Annotated in this window: 11 protein-coding genes; 4 read left to right on the top strand and 7 right to left on the bottom strand. The window is 44.8% G+C overall.

Translation table 11 applies throughout. The features are described from left to right. Positions 1-59: 59 nt before the first annotated feature. A complete protein-coding gene (locus tag EL633_RS00325; protein WP_126625287.1) occupies positions 60-1625 on the bottom strand; it encodes an FHA domain-containing serine/threonine-protein kinase in 1566 nt (521 codons plus the stop codon). Between the two features lie 270 nt (positions 1626-1895). Further along, positions 1896-2591, bottom strand: coding sequence for a DedA family protein (locus EL633_RS00320; RefSeq protein ID WP_126625286.1), 696 nt, complete (start codon positions 2589-2591; stop codon positions 1896-1898). Positions 2592-2858: 267 nt separating this feature from the next. On the opposite strand from EL633_RS00320, the gene EL633_RS00315 reads away from it, so the two are divergent. Continuing rightward, a complete protein-coding gene (locus EL633_RS00315; protein WP_126625285.1) occupies positions 2859-4280 on the top strand; it encodes a glycosyltransferase 87 family protein in 1422 nt (473 codons plus the stop codon). Positions 4281-4349: 69 nt separating this feature from the next. On the opposite strand, the gene EL633_RS00310 is transcribed toward EL633_RS00315, so the two are convergent. From EL633_RS00310 to EL633_RS00290, 5 genes are all read right to left on the bottom strand, one after another. Further along, positions 4350-5492 (bottom strand): mannosyltransferase family protein, encoded by a 1143-nt coding sequence (locus tag EL633_RS00310; RefSeq protein ID WP_126625284.1) that lies wholly within the window; start codon positions 5490-5492, stop codon positions 4350-4352. Between the two features lie 83 nt (positions 5493-5575). Next, entirely contained in the window at positions 5576-6727 is a 1152-nt protein-coding gene (locus tag EL633_RS00305; RefSeq protein WP_126625283.1) for a mannosyltransferase family protein, read from the bottom strand. Beyond that, entirely contained in the window at positions 6728-8470 is a 1743-nt protein-coding gene (locus EL633_RS00300) for an ArnT family glycosyltransferase (RefSeq protein WP_126625282.1), read from the bottom strand. A 546-nt stretch (positions 8471-9016) separates the two neighbouring features. Further along, entirely contained in the window at positions 9017-10021 is a 1005-nt protein-coding gene (locus EL633_RS00295) for a sigma-70 family RNA polymerase sigma factor (protein WP_246039057.1), read from the bottom strand. A 559-nt stretch (positions 10022-10580) separates the two neighbouring features. Then, positions 10581-10910 (bottom strand): DUF2171 domain-containing protein, encoded by a 330-nt coding sequence (locus EL633_RS00290; protein WP_126625280.1) that lies wholly within the window; start codon positions 10908-10910, stop codon positions 10581-10583. A gap of 200 nt (positions 10911-11110) precedes the next feature. On the opposite strand from EL633_RS00290, the gene EL633_RS00285 reads away from it, so the two are divergent. From EL633_RS00285 to EL633_RS00275, 3 genes are all read left to right on the top strand, one after another. Beyond that, positions 11111-12574 carry an exopolysaccharide biosynthesis polyprenyl glycosylphosphotransferase gene (locus EL633_RS00285; protein ID WP_126625279.1) on the top strand — a complete coding sequence of 488 codons (1464 nt, stop codon included), beginning with the start codon at positions 11111-11113 and terminating at the stop codon, positions 12572-12574. 38 nt (positions 12575-12612) lie between these two features. Next, positions 12613-14310, top strand: a complete 1698-nt coding sequence (locus EL633_RS00280) for a tyrosine-protein kinase domain-containing protein (protein ID WP_126625278.1) — start codon at positions 12613-12615, stop codon at positions 14308-14310. Positions 14311-14519: 209 nt separating this feature from the next. Next, positions 14520-15803 (top strand): O-antigen ligase family protein, encoded by a 1284-nt coding sequence (locus EL633_RS00275; RefSeq protein ID WP_246039194.1) that lies wholly within the window; start codon positions 14520-14522, stop codon positions 15801-15803. Position 15804: the final 1 nt, after the last annotated feature.

Raw genomic sequence — 15804 nt, 5'->3', positions numbered from 1 at the left:
GCGCTGGCCCGAATGGCCCATTAATTTACTAGTTTATTTCTTATAGCAAAAAGAGCATGTCAAGAAAGTGCATGCTCTTTTTGTGTATTATAATGAGCAGCTGGTTGATTACCGTAATAAAAGACCAGTTTGTATTCACCGATGCAAAATTGATCTCCTGTTTTTATGTGTCGGCCTTGTTCTGGAACGAGTTTATGACCATTGACGCTTACCCCATACGTGCTACGGCAATCATAGAGTACGTAGTTATCCTCCTCCTTGCAAATTGAGGCATGATGCCTGGATATAGTTTCATCCTGATCGAGGACTACATCACTTGATCCAGCTCGCCCCAGATCTAATTTGGATTGGGTAATAGGATAAGTAAAAGGTTCCAACGTCACTGGAGGAGTAATGATGAGGTAGGCATCCAGTGATGGTTGTCTATCGTGCATAGTTGCGCGTGGTTCTGTATCAGGTAGAGTTTCTCCCTCAGGCTTTTTTTCTGGTTGTACTGGTTTAGCTGGCTCGATTTCGGGTGGAGTAATTGGTGTTGCATCTGGGATTGGCTGTGCAATGTCTGGCTCCATTGGTCGCGGTCCTTTTGGTAGTGGATCAGGTTGCTGTGGGGCTGGTTGGATATCAGGTTCAGGTTCTGGCAGTGGTAGTGGAATTGGCGTAGGATTGGGATGAGGCTGGGGGGCGTCAGGTTCGATGCGACGCATTGGCTCAGTTGTAGGCGTCGGTTGTTGCTCGGATTTATGCTCAGTGGTGAAGCTTTTGAGTTTGACTGATGCGGGTACTGTTGTATTCAGCGCATTTGTCAACGCCTGAGCAAACGCCTGAACATCGATAAAACGATGTCTGGTATTGGGGCTGAGGGCGCGTCTAATAACATGTTCTAACTCATAACTCACAGTATCATTGAAAGGCAATAACGAAGGAATTGTCCCTTGATTTTTGTGATTTTTAATTTCTTCAGGTAGTCCAAGAAAGGGAGGACGGCCCGTTAGCCAGAAGTAGAGAAGAATTGCTAAGGCATATTGATCGCTGGCTGGTATTGTCTGCCCTTCAAATTGCTCAGGTGCGGTGGTACTGGAAAAGAAAGTTGTTTGTGGTTGTCCCATGCTGCGTACAAACGTGGCCAGTGAGCAATCGGAGAGCAGGAAAGGAGCAGCCTTTGGGTCGTTTTGAGGTTGTTGTGTGATGAGCAAATTGGAGAATGATAACGCTCCATGGGCGTATCCAATATTATGAATCTGTGTAAGTGCAGCGCCAATTTGTATGGCATAACCTATTGCGATTGAAGCATCAAATGGGGGACGAAACCAGACGCGTCCCTGCTCGTTCAGTAGTGAACCATACTCCGCATAGATACGCGTTACAAAAGGCTGTCCGTGCCATTCGCCATAATTGAATATAGGGGCTATTTGGGGATGACTGAGATGGCTAATGGCATTAATTTCACGGTAGAACTGGCGTCGTGCTGCATCTGAAAGCTGGGCCCAGGGATGAATTAGCTTGAGCAGCACTTTGCGTTTTTGTCGAGTATCTTCTGCAATATAATTGATGCCGGCTATACCGCGACCCGAAGGTTGCAAGATACGATAGCGTTCAAAATTTTGGCCTTCTTCCAGTGCTTGCATGCTATAACCTCATTTTAACTTAAAAACGTGTTACATTTGCGTGCTATTGTATCATATCGGCACATTTCATTGTAGCCATAAAGAGGCTTATCCTGCTTTATATGACACACTCTTGTGATTAATTAACACTATGTGCAAGGTTTAGTGCTGACACCTCGTGCCTGTGGCGCGCTTGTTTTGGAGAAGGGAACTGAAGAGCGGCCGCTACCACCTTCTTCGGTTCCCTTCTCTAAAAGGTAGTACGTTGAAGAAACTTGCGCATGGCATTAACTAGCCATGTTGCTGTGGTGCATTTTTTCTTTTCTTATGTATGAGAAAAGCAACTATTGCACCCAGGATAATAACTATTGCGAGTACCCAACTAAGATTACCCGCCAGCCTTTCCACCTGAGAGAAATTATCATGAAAAATTTTACCAGCGAAATAGCCTAACAAGCCGAACGTTGCGGACCAGAGTATTCCACCTGCAGCATTATATAGGAGAAAGGTAGGCCAATGCATTTTATTCACGCCAGCTAAGAAAGCTGCCCAGGCGCGTAAAACAGCAACAAAGCGACCCAGGAAAACCGTTTTATTGCCATGTTTGGCGAAAAAGTCTTCTGCTTTTTTGACGCGTTCTGGTTTGAGGAAGATATAATGGCCGTAACGATCTACGAAGGCTTTGCCACCAGTACGACCAATAAGATACCCAATATTATCTCCAATGATAGCTCCAATGATTGCGCAGGCAATTACAAGTGGCAATGAAAGGTCATGATAAGCTGCCACATAAAAAGAGGCCAGAAGAAGCATTGTCTCACCTGGTAAAGGAATACCTGCACTTTCTATCATAATAAGCAATATAATTGCCGCATAGCCATAATTATGTAAAAGATTTTGTAATAGCTGTAAAACATTAAAACTGGCTAGAGCTATTGTGGCCTGTATAGGGTGATAGTTGATAAAAAGCGCCGACAAATTTTCCATAGCAATTTCCTCCTTCTCTTAGTACTGTGACAATGATCAAGATAGATACTTTTTAGAGCTTGAATGAGTTATGAATATGACCACAGTCAGGTTTGATTGACAGAGTGTTGCATTGCTCTCTATACTGTTGGCATGCTCACAACTGAAGGAAAGAGGATATTTTGGTAGGCTTGTGACATTTCTCCTTACCAAACGTCCCAATTTATTGAATATACACGATAAAATTTCTTACAGACACGAGCCTAAAATTATAGAGTAGGTCTAAAGATGATCGCATCTAGCACAAGCGCAAAACGTATTTCTACCTTAGATATTGTTGTGATTTTCATTATGGCGGGATTGCTGTATTATGGTGCTTCCTGGCAAATTTTTGCGACCAATACAGATGCAGCAAAATACCAATGCTATACCCGTGCTTTCTGGCATGGTACCTCGGCCTTAAATGTTTTTCCGCCTGGGCAATGTCATTTTCTGACGCATCCAAGTAAGCAATTGATTCCTATTCCTCATAATGAACTGGTAAAAAAGATGGCAGATTTAGGATTGCCCTCTGGACTGGTTCAATTTGTAGATGCTCAGGCCCCGAGTCAGCCATTTCACGCGTTACCTTATGAGTATCCAATGTTGACATTGGTGCCATTTACGCTTTCTTTGCTCGTGCCGATGAATCTCTTCCAGATCGCTTTTGCTTTCTGGATGCTAGTAGTGGCTGCCCTGGTGTATCTGGTACTACTACGCTGGCGTTCACGACGTGCGGCAATTGTTTACGCCGTCCTGTTGGTTATCGGCGGTTGGGGAACGGTCGCAGGTCGTTTTGATATGATACCTTCGGCCCTGACACTGTTTGGGGTTATTTGTGCGATGAAGAAACGCTGGAACTGGGCTTTTGCCCTTCTCGCGTTGGCGGTATTGTACAAATTCTATCCCGTAGTCCTGTTGATACCTTTCTTAATTGCGCAGCAAAAGGATTCCGCCCTATCCTGGAAATCCTGGCGACGGCTCATACCTTTCGGGATATTTGTCCTGGTATGTGCGTTGGTAATGGGTATCTCGTTACTGCTAAGTGTTGAGGGAACCCTTTCTCCTTTCAGCTATTTTACGACACGACCGATTCAAGCCGAGTCATTGCCGGCATCTTTGCTTTGGATCATGAGTATTGTACTCTCCAGACCAGCGCATTATGCTTTTACTTTTGGCTCGCTAAATATCCTGGCTTCAGGAGCTTCCGTTCTATCTATATTATTTAGCATAGCGGAACTGGTAGGTGTCGTTTATGTTTTCTGGCTCCAATGGCGCGGTAAGATTGATATGGCAACCAGTTGCCTCTTAACCTTACTGGTCGTTATGGTAACAGGAAAAGTTTTCAGTCCACAATATTTAATCTGGGTTATTCCTCTGGTTGCATATGTGGGCGAAGCTCGACGCTGGTGGGTGATCTGCTGGGTTTTAATTGGATTACTAACGACGTGGATTTATCCATATATCTATATTATGACCCACAATATTGAGAAGGTGCCGTACCTGGCTCCTTTCTTCCCGGCTACAACCATTAGAAATTTCTTGCTAGCAGCATTTGTCCTGGGTGTGTTGCATGTGGCTACCTATAATCGTTCACAGCAGCCTGTGTTTATTAGTGAGCAGGAGCCTGTAGTGGATGATGTTTCTCAAGTGGCGGCTACCAAAGGATAAAGATTCGCTATAATGAAAGTCAGGAGGCGGTGACGGTTTTTGCAGGCCGTCTCCCCTCCTTTTTTATGCTTAAACCATCCATTTCCCCATCACAAAGAGCAGACTTAAGGTGGCAAGCAGCGCGGGAAAAATCCAGAGAAGTGCTTGATGGAGACGTGGCCGTGAAACTGTAAGCATGGCCAGGGTAATAAAAGCTGGAAACATTTCTAATACAAAGCGGCGATTAGAGATGAATGGATCTCTTTGCCCGATACTCGATGAAATCAAGATACTGGTTAGCAATAAAGAGATCCAAAGGGTATAGGTTGGACGAATTTTTTTGCGCCCAACAATGGCCAGAATGATAAACGTCACAGTGGCGGTTGTATCAATGAGAATGTGCACTTGATTGAATGAGCCAAATGGTTGATGCCAGAAAAGCTCAAAAATTGTTTGTACAAAGCCCTGCCACGGCCAGCTTGTTTGACGTGCCCAATGAGCTTGCACACTCACAAATGCCAGGAAATTTCCTGTTCGGCTCCAGCAATAAATGCTATAGAGGAGCATGCCTGTTGGAATTAAAAGTATAGGCAGAGCACTAAACAAAAAAAAGCGCTTAGTGACCATAATACGTTCTCGGGCCAACCACAGTTCATAGAGATAGGGGGCTGCTAACATGATCCCAGCACTACGTGTCAGGGCCGCCAGCAGGCCCAGAACGCCAGCCAGCCACCATCTTTGTCGCCTGAGTGCTAACAAAGTACCACTACTCAGGAGCAGAAAAAGTGATTCATTGTATGCGGTAAAAAAGAAAAGAGCCGTAGGAAAAATACAGAGATAAAGTATAGTGCGGTGAGCAACCTGATCGCCGCCTACATCGGCAGCCAGATAATAGAGAATAAAGAGGGAACCCAGTAAGGCGGCATTGCTGATAAGCATCCCAAGTGGAAGGTAACTCCAGGGACCTAAAATATGTCCTGGGATGGCGATAAGCAGCGAGAATAGGGGGAAGAAAGCCAGGTCATAGGGAGATTGATAACCAAATTGTGCAATGCGAACATAGATTTTAGCATCCCATTGGCTCCAACTATTCAGGAACGCATTAAAAGCTACAGGGTCTCCTGAGTATCTTTCCTGCGTAAGCAATATATAGCTGAAGTAAGTGATGATTATCAATAAAAGGCGTGTAGCCAGAAAGAGCCAGAGTATATCACGCGTTGGAGCACGTTTCATAAAGTAGCCTTATCCCACATGAGTTGTCCTAACATATTGTCGATATTCTAAAGAGCTATCCAGCCAAAGTCAAGGATTTCAGGTTAGACGACCCAGCGATTCATCAAGAAGGCGATGCTGAGAACTGCCTGCAAGGTTGGAAAAAATAGTATAAGGGCATAATGAAAGCGTAAGGATTTTTTGCTTAAGAGTGCCAATGTGATAAAGGCTGGAAAAAGTTCCAATACAAAACGCTGATTGGAAAGAAGTATGTCTGGTTTTTGTGCTGGATTGACCAGTATATATAGTAAGAAGGCAATCATCCAGAGACTAAAGTTTTTCGGTAAGGTGCGCCAGCCTTTAATTATCAAAGCAATAAAACCCAGTGTCGCGCTTAGATCGAGTAGCAAGTGGGCCTGATTGGATGAGCCGAAGGCTTGTTGATGATAAAAGAAGAGGGCCCAAAAAGCCTGGAAGATACCCATCCAGGGCCAGGTCGTGTGACGAGACCATTTCGCCTGGACACTGACAAAAGCCAGGGGATTACCAAAGGTATGCCAGCAGTACAAGGCATAAAGCAGGGTCCCTAATGGAATCAAGCAAATGGCCCCCAGATTTAGGAGTAATGTTGTGCGGCGTGAAAGAACCGCAACCCTTTGTGTCCAGAGCTCATAAAGATAGGGTATGATTAATAAAATGCCAATTGAACGTGTCAATGCTGCCAACATACCTAGGAGCCCTGCTAGCCACCATTTCTGTCGTCGCAAGGCCAGAAATGTACCTGAGGCAAAGAGCAAGTAGAGTGATTCATTATAGGCTGCAAAGAAGAAAAAAGCGGTGGGGAAGAGACAAAGATACAGGAGCGTACGTTTTGAGAGCTCATCGCCTACCAGATCAACTGCAATATAATAAATTATAAATAGCGTTCCAAGCAGGGCAAGATTGCTTAGCAGCATGCCCACGAAGATATAGCTCCAGTCACTACCGCCTAGTAGCCGAGCACCACCAGCAATGAGTAATGGTAAAAAAGGAAAGAAGGCCAGATCATCAATTGTTTGATAACCAAATTGAGCAATACGCGTGTAGTTGGCCGCATCCCAATGATTCCATGTACTGAATAAGGCAGCTATATTCACTGGCGTGTCTGAGTATTTTTCAGCAGTCAGTAATATATAAGCAATATAGGTTATAACGATTAAAAGTAATCTTGTGCCGATAAAGAGCCAGAGTATATCTCGCGTTGGGCGCTGCTTCATCTATTTATGGTCCATTGCCAGTATATAGCAATAAATTGTGTTGCCACCTGTGATGGTATGTACAATGTGGGACTGTGCAGGCAATGGATAGCCACGTTGCACCAGATGCTTTGGCCAGATCAAATATTGATAAGTAGTGTAGTTGTCGTTAATGGGATGAGCTTCTTTAAGTGTAAAACGTTGAGCCATATCAGTGTTGTAGTGAAACCAGTTGGCGGCAGGATTATAACCGGTAAGGGTTCCCTTTAATGCGATCAGTCCAACGCTGGTATGGTCGTGATGATTATCTTCTAACCACTGTAATGCTTCTCTATAACCAGGATATGCTACTTGCAAGGTTGCGTTCTCATCATTCTGGAAGAATTCGTTGGTATAGCCTTCGGCTGCATAGACGGTTGTTAGTCCCAGCAGGTGTGGAGCTATACTTAATAGGGCCAGGATGACAACGGGAATCAATATACGTAGATTGGCAAAGGGTGTTTGAGCTCTGGTCGTATTTTCCTCGCCAGTCGCGGTCTGTTTTTTGCTGAAGAGTCTGGTAATAGCCTGAATAATCATTGATAGTCCAGTGACGCCTGCAACGGCAACGGAAGGCGCGAGTGGTAGATGGTAATGGGTGCCAACGACTATATTAAGGACACTGAACATACCGAGTATGCTAACCAGCCAGATAACCAGGAAGGCATAACTTGTGGCCTGTGCTGGTGGCAATTCGTTTTTCCGTAAATGGAAGCGAATAAGCTGAATTAGAGCCACTATCACAAAGAGCGCAGCGGGTATTGTTATAAATGCGCTCATTTTTGTGAAGACGATATAGATAATAGCCCAATGGGGGACATGAGTATAATATTGTCCTGCCACAAAGGTTGGGTGTCCATTCGCAGAATGATTCCACTCGAACGCGAAGCTATGAATGAGACGTTCAACAGGATTAAACCAGATGGCGGGATCAGCTATAAAGAAAACTATGGGTGCCACCAGTATAGCGGAGATCCACCACTTCCAGGGCAGTGCTGGTCGTTGTTCTACTGGTAATGCTGGACGTAAAAGAAAATAATAATAGGCTGTAAATAAAATGATGCCAGGAACAACAAGCACCGCAGTATATTTGCTGGCTACTCCCATACCGACCAGTATGGCTAGAATCGGGAAAAGCCAGGGCCGACGGAGCGCATGCCAGAGGGTGAGAAAGGCGATAGTGACAAAAGTCGTCATTGTCATATCAAGATATGCTAGTGCACTAAAATAGACGAGCCAGGGACTGACCGCCAGGCTTAGAGCCGCAATGAGAGCGACTGTGCGGCCGAAGGGGGCACGTCCCAGCCAGTAAACGGCTAAGACAAGAACCGTTCCTAGAATAATACTTGGCATGCGGCCTGCCAGCAATTCGCTGAATGGATGTCCCAGCAAATTGTTAAAGGCCAGTGAAAATCCCATGAATATTTTGGCCAGTGGTGGGTGTTCATAATTAAATTGAATCCACTGACCTGAGCCAAAGTTGGCGTGAGTAATTAACGGCAAATATACTTTGCCACCTAAAATATAAACAACCTCGTCAGTGACAATATCTAACTGCCTGCCAAGGATCAGGCGTGGTATAAAAGTCGCCACAGCTAATCCAATGAAAAAAATAAGGTCGAGCGTAGACGTAGGGCGTTCAGGGGTCAGGGCAGTTGATGCTGGCTGTGTCGCTGTGGCTTGAGGTGAATCATCTCCTGTCGTGAGATCGAGCCTGGTATCCATATTTCCCCCAATGAGTGTAGTAAACGTTTTTAAGAAATGACAACAAATGTGATGATTTGTTGACACCTGTCCTCTGTCTTTTGCTTTGAATTTTCTGAACACCTGTGCTAAACTGCTCTTGCTATGAGCGTAGTTCCCCTCGAAATCGCTGAGGGGTAAAATCAGCGTGTGCGTTCTCACTCTTCGCAAGCGTCCCGGTTCTCGGGATAAGCCTTTCAGCGAGACAGAGAAACGCGATTCAAGTAGCTCCGACCCTTTGCAATTGGGGCGAGGAGTAGTGGGTACCGCAGTCTATCCTGAACGGCAAGCCGTCCAAAGGGATGACCTATGGGCACATTTGTCATCACTTTAAGATACTGTAATGGGAAGGTACATATAAGGGTATACAAGTTAGCCTGAAGCTTCTTGTAATCGGGGGCTAGTATATCATAATGAAGCGGAGAGCGTCGAGCAATCTAGTACTGTTGCTCGGTAGCTATGGGTGAAACGGTTTTAGCGCGTTGAGACACAAAAAAGGAACCTGGCTCAGGTTCCTTTTTTGTGCTGCTATACACATTCTCGCAGAGAAATGCTGTTGCTCATGCCGCGTAGTTTCATCAGTGCAACAACTTCAAGCTGGCGTACACGTTCACGTGAAATACCAAGCTCTTTGCCGACTTCAAGTAATGTACGGCTACGCCCATCTCCAATGCCATAGCGTAAAGTGATGACAGCACGTTCACGTGGTGTCAGAAATGCCAGGGCTCGATGCAATTCCTCGCCGAGAAGATGTTGTGAAGCAGTATCGGCGGGTGCGGGCGTTGTACTATCCTCGAGCGTATCAGCTAGAGAATAGCGAGCCTCTTCATCGACAGGTGCATCGAGAGAAACAGGTTGTTCGATAACGCCTAAGAGATCTACCACTTCATCGACCGTGATATTGCATGCGGCAGCAATCTCTTCTGGAAGCGGATCCAGCCCATTTTCCTGGGAGAGCTGAGCCGCTATACGACGTACCTTACGCAGGCGTGTAGAGACATGCTCAGGGAGATGGATCATACGAGATTGCTCACCTGCAGCACGGCTAACTGCCTGACGAATCCACCAAGTTGCATACGTGCCAAAGTGACAGCCGCGTTGATAATCAAATTTTTCCGCAGCACGCATCAAGCCCATATTACCTTCTTGAATAAGATCGATTAAAGGCACTCCCGTACTAGTATAGCGTCTAGCAATCGCAATAACCAGGCGTAAATTAGCTTCTATGAGCGTACTGCGTGCGAGTGCGTCACCAGCCGCAGCACGACGGGCCAGATCAATTTCTTCTTCATGAGTAATCAAACCATGGCGACGAATGTCTCGCAAATAACTCTGAAAAGCATCTTCTGAGCCTGTTGCGCTTTTAGTTCCAGTAATTCCACCCTCACGACGGCGAGGTGAGCCTGCCTCTATTGGTTCTGAGTTCTCATGATCATCATCATCTTCAAGAAGAGAATTTGTATCATCATCTAATAAAGATAAATCAATTTCATTGAGAGGCTCTATTGTTCGCTCATCTGAATCAGATGACAATGTATCATCTGCCTTGATTTTGCGCTTAGGTGGAAGGGACCGGGTGGGTCGGTCTAGTGTTGTTATATGTGTCGTTCGCATGGTCCTCTGGTCTTCTCTGACAGGATTGACAATTGCCATAATTCCACGCTCCCTTCGGGAAACTCACCGACAAAATCAGCGTCGGACTCCGTATGGCCTCACAGGCAGCGCTGTACACGTATACTAAAGCATGTTTTGTGTTGTGCGCGTACGTGTCCATTTTTTTCTTTTATTCTTTAGCCATATTGTAGTGAATTTAGTTATCAAGTCACATCAGGTAATCACCTTAAATAGTCTAAGGTGCTGACTGTATATTCTATTTGTTTGACAGTCTTTTTAGCTTAGTGGCTGGTGTATTTATAATAAATTTAATTATTATAAATTATGGCTATGTTTTATTTGGATATGTCATTGAGGATAGAGGGCTGAGGCAGCGCCTGATTGAGTTACAAGTTGTATTTAGTACATGTTCCGCTTTAAGGTGCCTGTTATCAGACGCTGCTTACAATGCTTCTAATGAGATAAATGAAAACTTGCTCTACTTTGGGTTTTCCTCATCAAATGGATCATGAACTCCATGTCCACGATCATAAAACAGCTGTGTAGGATCCCCTAAATGGTCCTCATAGTCTGGCCGCTTATGCCATTCTTGAGCTGTAGCTTCATCTGCTGATAATGTAAGGCGAAGATCATCTTTGTCTATCTGTGCGATCGCGCTGTAGGGGATGTAGCTATCTTTCGTAAAGATAAAGCCTTTATGGACTAAAAATGAATCTTCGTAAACTTCACCTATATGGCCAAGTTTACTGTTATCTGAAGAGTAAACAGTCATATGCTTATGTACACTCTGTTGTGTAAAATCTGGCATTGTTATCCCTTTCTAGATGTTAGAGATCTCTATTGGCTGGCACGTCTTTTATTCCCAGAAAGTTTCATTGCTTATCTTATCGAAATCGCAATGCACCAACAAACTCTCAAAAACCTCACAAAATTTTTTTCCGCTTTTAGTATGCTTAAAGGTATTGTAAAAGTGGGCAGATAAAACACTGTTATGTTGGGGGGTTGAGAGTGATTACATCTAAATCGATAAGCTGGAGTGATGACGCTATTCCGCGTAAACGTTTTTGGACCGCTCGGCACTGGCGTTATCTCCTGTTTGGTGGCGACACATTTGTCGTGCTTCTGGTTCTCTCCTATTATCTGGGCGTACTAATGGTGATAGGGTGGAAGCCGCTAGACAGTGATAATGGATTAACTCCAGGGGGATGGCTACTTTTTCTTCAATGGGAAATTGTAGCGTGTCTGGCATGGGCAATAGGCATCCATCTGGTGAAGCCATATGCACACCATTATAGCTTTCGTTATCTACGAGGAGTCCTTGCTGGTTACTGTTCCTTATTGATAATGGTCGGATTCTGGTTTGTCCTCTTGCTCGTTTTTTTTCAAGGTGCTATTACACCAGCTTTACAGATGGTATTACCTTTTTTGCTATTAGCCTCATTATTCTTTGGACTCTGGCGGGTATGCTATGCTTCACTGCAGAAATTTTTTCTTTTTCAACCGCTGACAGCGATTATTGGCATAAATAAATTGTCTGGAGAAATGGTACATGAGTTTTGTCAGTTGAGCCAACCTGCGCCTATTGTGTTGGGATATATCAGTGAAGTGCTATGTGACGATTGTTATTCGCCAACTTGTCCTGTTTTAGGAGGACATGTGGCACTTAAACTATTGATGCATTTGAGTTTGATTGATTTATTGGTTGTAGCTGCTGAACCATCCTCTACCAACCCCGAACTTAGTTGTTTAATAGAAGATGCATTGTCTCAGGGAGTAATGGTGTATGCAATTTCAGACTTATATGAGTATACAACTGGAAAATGTGTGACCTCTGCTGATTATGATCTCACTACTGTGTTGAGTCTGTATGGGCAACAACTACAGTCGCTAGCGTATCGTTGTTGGCATTTTTTATTGAATCTTTGCTTTGGACTGCTGGGAACTTGTGTGTTATTGGTTATCCTTCCCTGGTTGGCATTGTGTATACGCCTTGATTCTCCCGGACCAATTTTCTACTGGCAGGAGCGTGTAGGGTATCGAGGACAAGCATTTCGTTTACTAAAATTTCGTTCTATGTGTGTAAATGCCGAACCTTATGGAGCGACCTGGGCTAGTTCCGTCGATGCTCGCATCACTCGTATGGGGCGTATCTTGCGTTCTACCCATCTCGACGAATTGCCACAAGTGTTGAATATTCTGCGTGGTGAGATGAATCTAATTGGTCCACGTCCTGAGCGTGAGCCTTTTGTATCACAATTAGAACAATTCATGCCAGCATTTCATTACCGTCTCAGTGTCAAACCTGGTTTGACAGGATGGGCTCAGGTGAAATTTCCGTATGCAAGTTCATATGAGGACACAGCTACAAAATTACAATATGATCTCTACTATATCAAGCATCGATCGTTTTTATTGGATGTTTCTATTCTGTTGCAAACTGTTATGAAGTTGGTGCGGTGTTCTGGTCGGTAGCCAGTTTTTAGACTGGTTATCTGAGGGGAGGGGATATAATGACGTTTGGACAATATTGGACAATTGTGGTACGGCGCTGGTATCTGGTGCTGGCGTGCTCTGTATTGATTGGTGCAGGGGCTATGATAGTAAGTTTGTTTATCACTCCTGTTTATCGTTCGGCAGTAGTGCTACAGGTTGCAATTCATTCTAGTGGCAACCAGAATGATATTAATGATCTATTGGCCAGTAATCAACTGGTGCAAACTGAAGCTCAATTAGCAACCAGTGATCTCATCGTGAAAGATGTGGCGTTGCATCATCCCGAACTGACAACTTCCCAACTGGCGAAGATGACTTCTTCGAACATAAAGCTGAATACACAGCTTTTTGAAATTGTGGTGTTGGATACTGATGCACAACGTGCAGCAGTCTTAGCCAACGAAATCGCACGGAGTTTTATTCAGCATCAGGAGCGCTCGCGCCAGCAAGAAGATAAAGCGGCTCAGCAGCAATTACAGCAAGAGATTACAACAACGCAGCATCAAATAGAGGCAATCAAAAGTCAGCCAGCGTCTGATACTCGTGGAAAGGGATCATCTGAGCAACTAACGAATCTCCAGCAACATTATGAGCAGTGGCAGTCAGCGCTTGCCCAATTAGAACTCTCCCAGGCCCAACATAGCAACTTTTTATTAATTGTTCAGCCAGCGCAAGCCAGTACTGAGCCTGTCCAGCCCAAATTACTCATCAATGTAGGAGGAGGTTTGGTAGCGGGCCTGGTGTTGGGTTTGTTACTTGTCTTAATATGGGATCAGCTAGATCAACGCATCTATACCAGTGAAGCCTTACAGCAACTGGTTAGCTGGCCTCTACTGGCGTCAATCGCGCATACTCGCTTGAGTGAACATATTATTCATCCTAAAGGAGCAGATCCCAATGTAGAAGCGTATCGTATTTTGCGCTCAAGCATTGGCTTTGCGGGTAGTGATAAGTTATTACATTCTTTAATGGTCACCAGCGCCCTCCCGAAAGAAGGGAAAAGTACAGTAGCGGCCAACCTTGCGATTTATATGGCGCTAGCTGGAAAGCGTACATTGTTGATTGATGCCGATTTATTATGTCCAACGTTACATGAAAGATTTGGTCTATCTGCTGATACATCTGGTCTGAGCAATGCTATTCTTGCCTGTGGGATGCCTGGACTACCAATCCTTTCCGCACGTATTTCCGGATTTGCTAATCCTCAACCAATTTCCGTGGTCCCCTTTATGCATCAGGTTGATATAGCAAATCTATGGGTGATGCCTTCGGGACCGCTACCACCAAATCCATGCGAGTTATTAGATTCTCAGGCTATGACGCGTTTCTTCCGATCCCTGGATACATGTGGTGTTGAAGTCATTATCCTTGATACGTCACCATTGCTTGGCCTTTCGGAAGCCATGGTTTTATCAGCTAAGGTTGATGGAACAATCATAGTGGTTGATCTGGGACTAAGCCGTAAACCGCATATACGTCAGGCGCTGTCTCGTCTTGAGCAAACTGGCGCGCACGTCATAGGATGCGTTCTTAATCAATGTCCGCTTCAAGCGCAATCTTCAGTTCGCTCCTTATACAGTAACTATCGCTGGTTGCCGCAATCCGAGAAAGGGGATCGTAAGTCTTCTGTAGATCGTCAACGGCAAGAGGAAACGTTCAATTCTAAGTCTGCGAGTGAACCAGCGGCAGCTCAAAGTCATAAGCACTCTCGCTAGCTTTATCTATAGTGTTGTGCTGTTTATATTGTGGTGAGTTGATGGGAGGCATGATGGGGAGACAGTATTGGCAGGGTTTAACTAACTTGTACAGCCGAGTGGGAAAGAGAGCGCTAGCAATAATCTGTGTGATCGCTGGATTGTTGTTAACAGGAGGTGTTTTAGCTGGAGTAGGCCGGGGGGCTTTTGCTGGAGTCATAGGTTTGGGAATGTTGATTATCTTAATTGTGTTACGTTGTGATGCCTTATTGTTAGTAGTGCTTATTGGTCTTCATCTCTACCTCGATTGGTATCAAGGTTTGCATATACTTGTTCCTTTGCTTTCATTCCTGTTGCTGCCATTATTCTATTTATTACGTTCAGCCTCGCATCCCTGGACCTGGCCGCGGTGTCCCTGGCTCTGGATGCTCTTTTTACTTCTAACCATTTACCCGGCTGTAAAGGGTGGCATGCTCATGGTTTATGACGCTGCATCTTTTTATCCTAGCGACATTTTGGGAGCCTTACTGATGTATTGGCTAGGGATGGTTGTGGTATACGACAAAGCTAGTTTACAACGTTTCTTTCAGCTATTTACTTTCATGTCGGTTATATTAGCGGCGCATACGCTTTTTCAAAGTGTCACAGGTACCATTTTACTGGCCTCAGAGCGTGTGGATACTTTTTTGTCTCGCACAGATGTAGCCTATTATCAAATGGCGAGTACAGATACACGCCGGATTGGTTCATTTTTTATTGATCCAAACTGGAATGGTGCATTCTTTGCACTGGCCTTTTTTCTTCCTCTTGGCTTATTTGTTGCGAGTTCCAGTGTCTGGCAAAAATTGTCATATTTGCTAGCACTTGTGCTCATTCTATTAGCTTTGTTATGCACATATAGTACTGGCGCATGGATTGCTTTGCTAATGGGACTAATCGTATTCCTGGTCTTTATCGGCTCAGTCGCTTCTCGAATACTATTCCTGTTAGTAGGGTGTGGTCTGGCTGTCCTGGTCTTTTTTCTCTTTCCCGAGCAGATAGCGCTGCAGATGCAGCATGCCAGTGCTAATAATGAGCTTTCATTGCGTATTGCTGCCTGGCAGACGGCGTTACTGGTGACGCAGGCATATCCCTGGTTTGGAGTGGGTCTGGGACACCAGGCATATCTGATACGCTCAAATATGTATCGTGTGCCTGAGCAATTCGTGGTACTTTCTCATCCGCATAATTCTTATCTGGAATGGGCGGCTATGGCAGGCATACCTGTACTCTGCATTTTTCTTGTGCTAATTGGAATTGCGTTGCAACAATCTTGCTTGAATTGGCGGCGCGCAGAGCCAGCCGTTAAACCATTAATTGGGGCTGGTATTGCCTCTACTATAACGCTGAGTATTAATAGCTTCAGCATTAATGGTTGGACTCATTTTGCGCTGGCGCTGATTATCTGGCCCATTCTTGGTGCGGTTGCTTCTCCATTGTTGCGTACACCAGATGGAGAAGCAAAAAATGGATAGT

The organism is Dictyobacter alpinus, assembly GCF_003967575.1.
Classification (GTDB): Bacteria; Chloroflexota; Ktedonobacteria; order Ktedonobacterales; family Ktedonobacteraceae; genus Dictyobacter; species Dictyobacter alpinus.
Note: the sequence above shows the minus strand (reverse complement) of the source record. Positions and strands in the feature narration are given on the sequence as shown.